The organism is Amnimonas aquatica, from assembly GCF_002943415.1.
Taxonomy (GTDB): domain Bacteria; phylum Pseudomonadota; class Gammaproteobacteria; order Pseudomonadales; family Moraxellaceae; genus Perlucidibaca; species Perlucidibaca aquatica_A.
This window is the reverse complement of the sequence record NZ_PTQZ01000032.1, coordinates 1-11,478: the sequence shown is the minus strand read 5'-3', so window position 1 is coordinate 11,478 and position 11,478 is coordinate 1. Positions and strand designations below refer to the sequence as shown.

The following is an 11,478-nucleotide window of genomic DNA, read 5'->3' as shown; positions in this document are numbered from 1 at the left end:
CGTGGCCTTGAGCTGCAGGGAGGTTCCCTTGGCCAGGCTGGCATCGACGCCATCCGCCGTGGTCACCTCGACCGACTTCACCGTCGGCTTCGATTTCGCGCCATCACCACAGCCGGTCAGCACGACCGTCAGCATGGTCAAGACAAGCAACAGCATCCGTCCCGCATAGACACGCATTCGTTCACTCCCGAATACCGGAAATCAGGAGGTCGGGGGCATGCGCGGGCATCGGGGAAGAATTCGGGGCCGGAGGGAAGGTCGACCCCTGACGCTGCATCCGTGCAAACACATTTCCGCGACCGGAAACGCCCTGTCGCATGTCGGCATGCATGGCACCCCGAAATACGACATCTGGCTGATTCGTGAAGTTAACTTATTCCACGCGGGTCCGCTAACACAAAATAATTATTTGTTACACAACAATCGCATGCCGGCCGACCACGCGCCGTCAGCCGGCGCGGTGGCGCAGACGCCAGCAGCGATGGATCTTCGCGTTGCGGGCGAAATCGAAACCGATGGTCTGCTCGCTGATCTCCTCGACCTCGAACTCGGCCGCCAGCGCCTCGTCGAGCTGGAACTTGCGGAAGTTGTTGGAGAAGTACAGCGTGCCGTCCGGCGTCAGGCGCGCCATGGCCAGCCGCAGCAGGCGGACATGGTCGCGCTGCACGTCGAAGACATCGTCCATGCGCTTGGAGTTGGAGAAGGTCGGCGGGTCGACGAAGATCAGGTCGTAGTCGTCCTGCTCGTCCTGCAGCCAGGCCATGACATCGGCCTGGATCAGCCGGTGCCGCTCCTCGGGCAGGCCGTTGAGCGCCAGGTTGCGGTCGGCCCAGGCGAGATAGGTGGCCGACATGTCGACCGTGGTCGTGGTCAGCGCACCGGTATCCGGCGCCGCCACGCCACGCCCGTCATCGGCCTCGTCAGCGGCGACGCCCAGCGCGGCATGCACGCTGGCGGTGCCGGTGTAGGCGAACAGGTTGAGGAAGTGCGTATCGCGCGCCTCGGCGGCCAGGCGCAGGCGCATGGGCCGGTGGTCCAGGAACAGGCCGGTGTCGAGGTAGTCGGTGAGGTTGACCAGCAGCCGCGCCCTGCCCTCGCGCACCTCGAAGAACTTGCCGCCCTTGCCCTGCTTCTCGTACTGCTGCTTGCCGCTCTGGCGCTCGCGCACCTTGAGGAAGACCTTGTCGCGATGCAGTCCCAGCACCTTGCGGATGACCAGCAGCGCGAGCTTGAAGCGCGCGACGGCCTTCTCGGGATCGACCGACTTCGGCGGCGCGTACTCCTGCACATGCAGGCGGCCGTCGTAGACGTCGATGGCGACATTGAACTCGGGCAGGTCGGCATCGTAGAGGCGGAAGCAGCGCACGTCCTCGCGCGCGGCTTCCTTCAGGAACGCCTTCAGGTTCTTCACCAGGCGGTTGGCCAGGTCCATGCCCTCGGGCGGAATGTCCTCCAGCGTGCCGTTGAACTGCAGCGGCAACTCCGGCTCGGCCGGCAGGATGCCGCCGTGGCGGGCGAAGATCGGCAGCGCGCCGTTGAACAGCCGCAGCGTGGCCTTGTGCTCGAGACCGAGGGCATCGGCATGCTGGATGTCAGCGGCCAGCACCACGGCATCCCAGCCCGGCAGCTGCTCGCGCAGCTTGCGACCGATGGCGCGGTACAGGTAGCGGATGTTGTTCTCTTCGCCCAGGCGCTCGCCGTAGGGCGGGTTGGTGGCGACCAGACCGGGCACCTGCCCTGCCGGTGCGGCATCACCCGCTGCGTCCGTGGCGACCGGCACGCTGCCCGCATCGGCCCACTCGGGTGGCAGCCGCCAGTCAGCGACGCTCTGCTCGTCGAAAGTGATCCAGCCGGCGACGCCGGCGGACTGGGCATTGCGGCGGGCGCAGGCGAGCGCGCGCCGGTCGGCATCGAAACCGACCAGCTGCGGCACGGACTTGCGCAGGCCGGCGAGGCGGCGCGCCACGGCGTCATCGCGCAGTTCGCGCCAGAGCACGGTCTGGTGGCCAGCCCAACCCTCAAAGCCGAAGCGGATGCGCGCCAGGCCGGGCGCAGCGTCGGCGTACATCAGCGCGGCCTCGATCAGCACCGTGCCGGAGCCGCAGAGCGGATCGAACAGGCGGCCGCTGCCGCGCGCCGGCCAGCCGGCCTGCATGAGCATGGCGGCGGCCAGGTTCTCCTTCAGCGGCGCATCGGTCTGCGCCACGCGGTAGCCGCGCTTGTGCAGGCTGTCGCCGGAGAAATCGAGGGTGACGGAGATGTTCTCTTCCTCGACGAAGACGTGGAAGCTGACATCGGGGTCATCGGCATCGACCGACGGGCGATCGCCGGTGCGCTGGCGGTAGCGGTCGACAATGCCGTCCTTCAGGCGCAGCGCGGCGAAGCGCGTGTGCGTGGCCACGCCCTTGGCGGCAGCGGCGCGGATGGCGAAGCTGGCATCCGGCTGCAGCACGTTCTCCCACGGATACTTCAACGCGGTCTGGAACAGCTTGTCGGGATCGCCGGAGGGCACACTGAAGAGCGGCATGAGCACGCGCGAAGCCAAGCGCGACCACAGGCAGAAACGGTAACCGGCGGCGAGGTCGCCGTGCACCGACACCGCACCCTTCATGCGTCGCGGACGGCTGGCGCCGAGCGCGACCAGCTCGTCCACCAGCAGGTCGTCGAGGCCGTCGGCACCGGTGATGATCCATTCGCGCAGCTGGGCGTCGCCGTTGCCCGTGGCTGCCTGGCTCAAGATGCGGCTCCCGGCGTGCCGGCCACGCCGGCAGCGGTCTGCTGTCCCGCTGCGCCGGCCTGAGCTAGCGCGGCACGCGCCTCGCTGATGCCGCGCGCGGCCTCGGCGATCAGCCCCGGCCCCTGGTAGATGAACCCGGTGTAGACCTGCACCAGCGACGCGCCGGCACGGACCTTCTCCGCCGCCGCCTCGGCGCTGTCGATGCCGCCGACGCCGATCAGCGGCAGCGCGCCATCGAGCGCCGCGTTCAGCTCGCGCAGCACGCGCGTGGACGACGCGCGCACCGGGCGCCCGCTCAGGCCGCCGGCCTCGAGGCCGTGCGGCAGCGCCGACACGGCATCGCGGCTGATGGTGGTGTTGGTGGCGATGACACCGTCGATCTCCTGCGTGCGGAACACCGCCGCCATGCCCTCGACCTCGGCCAGAGACAGATCGGGCGCGATCTTCACCAGCAGCGGCACATAGCGGCCGTGCTCGCCGGACAGCTGCGCCTGGCGCTCCTTCAGCGCCGACAGCAGGCGCGTCAGCGCCTCCTCGCCCTGCAGGCTGCGCAGGCCCTGGGTGTTGGGCGAGGAAATGTTGACCGTGATGTAGTCGGCGTGGGCGTAGACCTTGTCCAGGCAGTGCAGGTAGTCATCTTCCGCGCGCTCGACCGGGGTGTCGAAATTCTTGCCGATGTTGATGCCGAGGATGCCGTCGTAGCGCGCGCGCTCGACGTTGCGCACCAGCGCATCGACGCCGTTGTTGTTGAAACCGAGACGGTTGATGACCGCGCCAGCCTGCGGCAGGCGGAACATGCGCGGCTTGGGATTGCCCGGCTGCGCGCGCGGCGTGACCGTGCCGATCTCGATGAAACCGAAGCCCAGCGCCGCCAGCGCGTCGATGTAGTCGCCGTTCTTGTCCAGCCCGGCGGACAGGCCGACCGGGTTGCGGAAGGTCAGCCCCAGCAGCTCCACCGGCTGCTCCGGCACCGCGGGCAGCACCCCGAGCAGGCCCGCCTTTTCGGCCAGCGCCAGGCTGTTGAGGGTGAAGTGATGGGCGGTTTCCGGATCCAGCCGGAACAGCGCGGCGCGCGCCAGGGGGTACCACATGGACAGGGTCTCGTCGGGGGGACAGGCCGGCGATTATACGCGAGCCGGCAGGCAACGGACGCCGTAGCGGGGAATCACTGCGTCGGCATGCAGTGATTCCCCGCCAGTCGCGTGCCCTGCCCTCACCCTTCCCCGCGTATCCGCGACAGCGTCTCGCGCACGTCCGGCGACAGCGTGCCGGCCAGCAGTGCGTCCAGGTGTCCGCGGACCAGCGTCTGGCGGGCGGCGTCGAGCTTGCGCCAGATGCCGAACACGCCGGACAGGCGCGAGGCCAGCTGCGGATTGCGGGCATCGATCTCGCGGATCTGCGCGGCCAGCAGCGCGTAGCCGGAGCCATCGGCGCGGTGGAAGGCCACCGGATTGTTCATGCCGAGCTGGGTCAGCACCGCGCGCACGCGGTTGGGCACGGTGGCATCGAAATCCGGGTGGGCCAGCAGCGCCTGCGCGGCCTCGACGGCATCCGCCGCCGGGCGCGATGCCTGGGTGGCGAACCACTGGTCCAGCACCAGCGCCTCGTGGCGCCAGCGCTGGTGGAAGCGCTGCAGCGCCGCATCGGCGCCGGCGAGCCGGTGATGCACCAGCAGGGTCAGCGCCGACTGTTCGGCGGTCATGTGCGGTGACGTCGCCAGCCATTCGGCGGCAATGCCGGCAGCTTCATCCGGCGCCAGCAGCGCCAGGCCGTCGAGCGCCGTGCGGGCGAGCGCGCGCGCGGCGATGTCATCAGCGGCGTAATGATAGGGGCGCAGCATGTCGCCACGCGCCAGGATGTCGCGCAGCGTCGCCAGCAGCGGCTGCAGCACGGCGGCGAGCACGGCCTCGCGAGCGGCATGCAGGCGCGGCGGATCGTAGACATCCACCTGCTCGGCGAGGTAGCCGAGGCTGGGCAGCTCCAGCAACTTCACCGCCAGTGCCGGATCGCTGTCCGCCAGCGCCGGCCAGATGCCGGCGAGGGCATCGGCCAGCACGCCGGGCGCCGGATCGGCATCCGCAGCCGGGCCACCCTCACCCGCCCCGGCGGCCAGCGCCGCGTAGCGCGCCAGTATCTCGCGCGTGGCCAGCGTCTGCGCCGCCGCCCAGCGGTTGAAGCCGTTGCCGTCGTGGCGCACCAGCCGCGCCAGGTCTGCATCATCGCAGGCGTAGTCGATGTTCACCGGCGCGCTGAAGTCGCGGAACAGCGACAGCACCGGCACATCCCCGGCGGCAACGGCGACCTCGCTGAAGGTCCACTGCTGCTCGCGCTCGCTCAGCAGCAGCAGGAAGTCACGGCCAGTAGCCTCGTTCGTGCCATCCGGCGTTCCCTCCTGTCTGGCGGCCAGTCTGGCGGTCAGCTCGCCCTCGGCGCCGACCAGGCCCACGCGCACCGGGACCGGCAGCGGCTCGGGCTGCGGATGTCCGGCCAGCGCCGGCTGCGACTGGCTCAGTGTCAGCACCAGCTCGCGGCGATCGGCGCGCCAGTCAACCTGCGCACGCACGGTCGGCGTGCCCGGCTGGCGGTACCAGCGCAGCCAGCGCGGCGTCCAGTCGACGAGGTCACGGTCGTTGGCAGCGCCAAGCGCATCCAGGAAATCCTCGACGGTGGCGGCGCGGCCGTCGTTGTCGGCGAAATACCGGTCGGTGCCGCGGCGGAAGCCTTCGGCGCCCAGCACCGTGTGCAGCATGCGCGCGATCTCGGCGCCCTTCTCGTAGACCGTGAGCGTGTAGAAATTGTTGATCTCGACGAAGGATTCCGGACGCACCGGATGCGCCAGCGGGCCGGCATCCTCGGCGAACTGGTGGGTGCGCAGGAAGGCGACATCCTCCAGGCGCTGCACGGCGGCGGAGAGCTGGTCGGCGGAGAACTGCTGGTCGCGGAAGACCGTGAAGCCCTCTTTCAAACAGAGCTGGAACCAGTCGCGGCAGGTCACGCGGTTGCCGCTCCAGTTGTGGAAATACTCGTGCGCCACCACCGACTCGACGCGCTGGAAGCCGGCATCGGTGGTGGTCGCCGGGTGCGCGAGCACGCAGCTGGTGTTGAAGACGTTGAGGCCCTTGTTCTCCATGGCGCCCATGTTGAAGTGCGACACCGCCACGATCATGTAGATGTCGAGGTCGTACTCGCAGCCGTATTTCTCTTCGTCCCAGCGCATGGAGGCCTTGAGCGAGTCCATGGCGTGGCGGCATTTATCCTGGTCTTCCGGTGCGGTGAAGATCTGCAGCACCACCTCGCGGCCTGATGCGGTGACGAAGCGGTCCTCCAGGCAGGCCAGGTCGCCGGCGACCAGCGCGAACAGGTAGCTGGGCTTGGGGTGCGGATCCTCCCAGGTGGCGAAGTGCCGGCCACCCTCGAGGTCGCCGCGCGCCACGCAATTACCGTTGGCCAGCAGCACCGGGCACGATGCCTTGTCGCCGATCACGGTGACGCGGAACGGCGCCAGCACGTCCGGCCGGTCCGGGTAGAGCGTGATCTTGCGGAAACCCTCGGCCTCGCACTGGGTGCAGTACAGGCCGTGCGAACGGTACAGGCCCTCCAGCGCAAGGTTGGCATCCGGACGGATGCGCACGCGCGTTTCCAGCACGCCCTCGTCGCCGGCGCCGGGGAACACCCACTGCTCGTCGGCCCAGTGCCACTCGCCATCCGCCAGCGCGCGGCCGTTCCAGGCCAACGACAGCAGTTCGAGGCCGGCGCCGGACAGCACCAGCGGCGCATCCGCCGGGGCCTCGGGGTGGCGCGAAAAAGTGAGGCGCGCGCCAACCTCGGCGCAGTCGGCCAGCAACTCCACGGTGAGCTCGGTGGCGAGCACGCGAAAGTTGGGGACGGTGTAGTCCTTGAGATAGACCTTGCGGCCGGCCACGGGCAGATCGGTTTTCATAAGACGGTGACTTCCCACTGGTATCCGGTGAATTTGCGGACGTTGAGCACGCCCGTGTCGAACAGCAGGTACTGGCCCTTGATGCCGGTCAGGCGGCCGCGCGCCGGCTCCTTCTCGGGGCTGAACGATTTCGCCTTGGCGGCGTAGGTCTCGACCGGGTAGCTCAGCGTCACCGGCACGGCATCCAGACGCTCGACCTGGCCCGGGAACTCGGCCTCGATGGCGGCCAGCCCGTCCGCGCACAGCGCCAGCAAGCGGTCGCGTTCGGCGACCAGATCCACCGGTGCATACTCGCCCTTCACCAGCGCCTGCCACTTGGTCTTGTCGGTCACCTGCTGCGCCAGCACGGTTTCGATCAGCCCGGAGAGGCGCCGGGTCGCGACACGGAAGACCGGCAGCGCCTGGCCCGCGCCCTGGTCGATCCAGCGCGTCGGAATCTGCGTCTCGCGGGTGATGCCGACCTTGACCCCGGTCGAGTTGGCGAGATAGACCACGTGCGGAATCATGCAGTGGGCATCGCCCCAGGCCGGCTCGCGGCAGGTGCCCAGATGGTGGTGGCAGGTCTCCGGCTTCATGATGCACAGGTCGCAGGCCGCCAGCGTGATGAAGCAGCGGTAGCAGTAGCCCTGGTTGAACGACTTGTTGCTGGACTTGCCGCAGCCGACACAGGTGATGCGCTCGCTGGCGCGGATCTCGATCTGCCGGCCGATGAGGCCGTTCATGGGCAGCAGCTGGTCATCCAGCGGCAGGAAATACGCCAGCGGGCCGTCCGCTTCGCTCATGTGCAGGCCCCCGGCCGTGGCCGGTCCGGACGCAGGCTCAGATGCCCCGGAGGCGATGCCGCCATTCCGTTCACACTGCATTTTCCTTACAGTACCGCGCATGCTTGCTTCCACCTGTATCGTCAAATGACCGCTCCCCTCGACCTCTCCGGCGCCGGCCGGCACCTGCTCGGCGACGCCGTGTCCGCCCTGCCCGCCGGCGCCTCCGCGCTCTGGATCGCCGACGCGCCCGCCGATGCCCTGCCCACCGGCGCCGACTGGCACTGGCGCACACCGGCCGCGCTGCTGGCCGAGCCCTGGCAGCAGCGCCACGCGCTGGCCGTGACCCTGCTGCCGCCGACGCTGGCCCCGCGTGACGCCCTGCACCTGCTGTCGGCGCTGCGCGACCTGCACGCGCGCCAGCTGCTGGCCTTCGTGCCGGTCACCACCTGGGGCTGGCAGGATGACACCCTGCTCGCCCTCGCCCTGCAGCGCCAGGCCCGCTTCGAGCAGGACGGCACGCTGTACGAGGCCTGGAGCTACGACATCCGCACCTACAAGGCGGTGCCGGACTGGCTCAATCCGCGCTTCTGGGCCAACCCGGACAACTGGAACAAGTATCGCTGGTGAGTGGCGACATGGCGACCGTTGATAACTCCGGCTGGTGGATGAGCGCGCCGAAAAACACGCCGTGAACCCCTCCCTGGGGGCTCGCATGCGCCATCCCTGGCGCATGACGGTTTTTCGGCGCGCTCATCCACCAGCTCGACTGCAATCACGGCACCTCGTCAGCAGACCGGACGCCATCGTGAATGCCGGCACTGATCGCCGTCACCGCCGCCCCCGTGCCCTGCGGAAAACCGTCGCACGCCAGGGATGGCGTGCGCGAGCCTACAGGGATGTATTCACGGCGTGTTTTCCGCAGGGCACGGTGACGGCGGTGGCAACCCGGTCAGTGCAGGAACTTCACCTGCTGCTCCGCGACCACCGCCGGGTCGTCGCAGACCTCGCCTTCCTTTTCTTCCTTCTCGATGTAGCCGCTGCGTTCCTGTTCCGGCAGGTGTTTGGTCTCCCAGGCGATCACCGCCTGCAGGCAGGTCTCGACCTGCTCGCGGGTCAGGCGGCGGCCATCCGGCCATTTGCCCAGCTCCACGGCGCGGCGCAGGCTGGCCACGATGTCGGGAGTGAGCACTTGCAGCATGCGTGCGAGCACGGCTTCGTTCATGTTCGGTGTCTCCGGTGTGGCCGCGCTCAGTATTCCTGGCGCTGGTGGCTGCTCCAGCCCAGCTTGGTGCGGCAGGCCTCGTAGAAATCGTTGCCCGGCGGATGCAGCAGGCGCAGCTTGAACGGGTGCTTGCGCACATAGACCCAGTCGCCGGCCTCCAGCATCTGGCCGGGCTGGCCGTCAGCGCTGACGCGCGGCGGAATGTCCGAGAGCACCTGGATCTTGATCTCGCTGTCGCCGCTGACCACGATCGGGCGGCTGCTCAGCGTGTGCGGGTGCATGGGCACCAGGCCGATGGCATCCAGGCGCGGATGCAGGATGGGCCCGCCGCCGGACAGCGCGTAGGCGGTCGAGCCGGTCGGCGTGCACACGATCAGGCCGTCCGAACGCAGGCGGTAGACGAACTGGCCCTCGATGTAGAGCTCGAACTCGATCATGTGCACCGTGGTGCCGGTGTGCAGGATGACATCGTTGAGCGCCAGCATTTCGCCGTCCACGCCCTCCTCGCGCCGCACCTCGACGCTGAGCAGGAAGCGCTGGTCTTCGACGTAGTCGCCGCGCAGCACGGCGCCGACCTTGGCCTCGATCTCGGACGGCGCGACGTCGGTGAGGAAGCCCAGGCGGCCGCGGTTGATGCCCAGCACCGGCGTGCGCGAGCGCGCCAGCGAACGGCCGGCGTGCAGCAGCGAGCCGTCGCCGCCGACCACGATCACCAGGTCGCAGGCCTCGCCCAGGTTCTGCCGCGAACACACCTGCAGGTCAGTACGGCCGACCAGCGCGGCGGTGTCTTCTTCGTGGATGACACGCCGGCCCTGGCTTTCGAGGTAGCGCTGCACATCATTGAGGGTGTCGGCGACGGCGGTGTTGCCGGGACGGCCCATGAGGCCGATGTTGCGAAACAGTTCCATGGCGGGTCATCTGCGTGATGATCACGGAAGTCTAGCGCCTGCGCGCCGCCCCGGAAAGGCATTGCGCGGCATGGGGGCTTGTCTCCGGGGGTCTCCGGCCGGGCCATGCGGCACCCGTGCCGGCATGAAAAAGCCGCCCGGGGCACGTGGCTCCGGGCGGCTTGTCAGGCACACCGGCGCCGCGACCGTCTGGCCCGGCGCCGGCGCATCAGCGCGGCCTCAGATCGCTGCCGCCAGGCGCGCGCCCTGGTTGATGGCGCGCTTGGCGTCGAGCTCGGCGGCGACATCGGCGCCACCGATCAGGTGCGGCTCCTTGCCCAGCGCCTGCAGGCCGGCCTGCAGCTCGCGCTGCGGCTCCTGGCCGGCGCAGATGATCACGTTGTCGACCTCGAGCAGCTTCAGCGAGCCATCGGCGAGGCGGATGTGCAGGCCGGCGTCGTCGATCTTCTCGTACTGCACGCCCGGCATCAGGTGCACGCCCTTGGCCATGAGCGTGGCGCGATGGATCCAGCCGGTGGTCTTGCCCGGGCCGATGATCTTCTTCGCCTTGCGCTGCAGCAGGTAGATCTCGCGTGCGCTGGGCATGCTCTCCGGCTCCACGCCGGCGATGCCGCCGCGCGCGGTCAGGGTCTGGTCGATACCCCAGAAGCGGCAGAAGGCGTCGATGTCGGTGGTGACATCCGGGGTGTCGTGGTCATGGCTGAGGAACTCGGCGGTGTCCATGCCGATGCCGCCGGCACCGATGATGGCGACGCGCCGGCCGACCGGCTTCTTGTCGCGCAGCACGTCCAGGTAGCCCATCACCTTCGGGTGGTGGAAGCCTTCCAGCGGCAGGTCGCGCGGCACGATGCCGGTGGCCAGCACCACCTCGTCGAAATCGCGCAGGTCCTCGGGCCCGACACGGCGACCGAGCTGACGCTGCACGCCGTGCTTGTCGAGCATGACATCGAAGTAGCGCAGGGTTTCGTAGAACTCGCCCTTGCCCGGCACCTGCTTGGCGACATTGAACTGGCCGCCGATCTCCGGTGCCGCGTCGAAGATGGTCACGTCATGGCCGCGCTCGGCCGCCACCGACGAGAACGACAGGCCGGCCGGGCCGGCGCCGACCACGGCGATGCGCTTCTTCTGCGCCACCGGCGTGTACACCAGCTCGGTCTCGTGGCTGGCCTGCGGGTTCACCAGGCAGCTCGACAGCTGCATGGCGAAGGTGTTGTCGAGGCAGGCCTGGTTGCAGCCGATGCAGGTGTTGATTTCCTTCACGCGGCCTTCGGCGGTCTTGTTGACCCAGTCCGGATCGGCCNGCATCATCGGGCATGTTGATGCGGTTGGAGGCTGCGACCGGGATCGACACCGCTTCGCGCACCTTGCGCGTGACCCAGGTGTAGGCCGCGCGCGGCACCGGCGTGGCGATGGTGGGAATCTGCGCCTCGTGCCAGCCAATGCCGGTGTTGAGGATGGTCACGCCCGCCTGCTCCAGCGCCCGGGCCAGCAGGATGACCTCGTCGAAGGTCTGGCCGTCCGGCACCAGGTCGAGCATGGACAGACGGTAGACAATGATGAAGTCCGGCCCCACGGCGGCGCGCATGCGGCGCACCAGCTCGACCGGGAAGCGCATGCGGTTGGCGAAGCTGCCACCCCACTCGTCCTCGCGCTCGTTGCCGCGCTCGGTGAGGAACTGGTTGATGAGGTAGCCCTCGGAACCCATGATCTCGACGCCATCGTAGCCGGCGCGCTTGGCCATGGCGGCGGCGTTGGCGAAATTGCCGATCTCCTGGTCGATCTCTTCCGGCGTCAGTTCGCGCGGCGTGAACGGATAGATAGGCGACTTCTTCGCCGACGGCGCCACCATCTCCGGGTTCCAGGCCTGACGGCCGGCGTGCAGCAGCTGGATGGCGATCTTGCCACCG

8 protein-coding genes and 1 pseudogene are annotated in these 11,478 nt (G+C 68.9%); 1 reads left to right on the top strand and 8 read right to left on the bottom strand.

Annotation, left to right across the window (positions count from 1 at the left end):
• Positions 1 to 448: 448 nt before the first annotated feature.
• From rlmKL to C5O18_RS02655, 4 genes are all read right to left on the bottom strand, one after another.
• Entirely contained in the window at positions 449 to 2,737 is a 2,289-nt protein-coding gene (gene rlmKL / locus C5O18_RS02670) for a bifunctional 23S rRNA (guanine(2069)-N(7))-methyltransferase RlmK/23S rRNA (guanine(2445)-N(2))-methyltransferase RlmL (RefSeq protein WP_105191322.1), read from the bottom strand.
• A complete protein-coding gene (locus tag C5O18_RS02665) occupies positions 2,734 to 3,828 on the bottom strand; it encodes a quinone-dependent dihydroorotate dehydrogenase (RefSeq protein WP_105191321.1) in 1,095 nt (364 codons plus the stop codon). The genes rlmKL and C5O18_RS02665 overlap by 4 nt, the downstream gene beginning before the upstream one ends.
• A 122-nt stretch (positions 3,829 to 3,950) precedes the next feature.
• Positions 3,951 to 6,677: an aminopeptidase N gene (gene pepN, locus C5O18_RS02660; RefSeq protein WP_105191320.1), complete on the bottom strand. Its 2,727-nt coding sequence runs from the start codon at positions 6,675 to 6,677 to the stop codon at positions 3,951 to 3,953.
• Positions 6,674 to 7,459, bottom strand: coding sequence for a DUF2797 domain-containing protein (locus C5O18_RS02655; protein WP_105191319.1), 786 nt, complete (start codon positions 7,457 to 7,459; stop codon positions 6,674 to 6,676). Before C5O18_RS02655 ends, pepN begins: the two co-directional genes overlap by 4 nt.
• Positions 7,460 to 7,585: 126 nt before the next feature.
• Between C5O18_RS02655 and C5O18_RS10310 the strand changes: the two genes are divergently transcribed.
• Complete coding sequence (locus C5O18_RS10310; protein WP_158249245.1) at positions 7,586 to 8,068, top strand: DUF6231 family protein; 483 nt, start codon at positions 7,586 to 7,588, stop codon at positions 8,066 to 8,068.
• A gap of 322 nt (positions 8,069 to 8,390) precedes the next feature.
• Here the strand turns inward: C5O18_RS10310 and C5O18_RS02640 are convergent, their stop codons facing one another.
• From C5O18_RS02640 to C5O18_RS11230, 4 genes and pseudogenes are all read right to left on the bottom strand, one after another.
• Entirely contained in the window at positions 8,391 to 8,663 is a 273-nt protein-coding gene (locus C5O18_RS02640) for a YeaC family protein (protein ID WP_105191316.1), read from the bottom strand.
• 26 nt (positions 8,664 to 8,689) lie between these two features.
• The gene (locus C5O18_RS02635; RefSeq protein WP_105191315.1) at positions 8,690 to 9,571 is read right to left on the bottom strand and encodes an NAD(+) kinase; all 882 of its coding nucleotides are present in this window, start codon (positions 9,569 to 9,571) and stop codon (positions 8,690 to 8,692) included.
• Positions 9,572 to 9,790: 219 nt separating this feature from the next.
• Positions 9,791 to 10,831 (bottom strand): FAD-dependent oxidoreductase, encoded by a 1,041-nt coding sequence (locus C5O18_RS10985; RefSeq protein WP_478209673.1) that lies wholly within the window; start codon positions 10,829 to 10,831, stop codon positions 9,791 to 9,793.
• 100 nt (positions 10,832 to 10,931) lie between these two features.
• Positions 10,932 to 11,420: pseudogene (locus C5O18_RS11230) on the bottom strand (oxidoreductase); the annotation flags it as partial.
• Positions 11,421 to 11,478 lie beyond the last annotated feature (58 nt).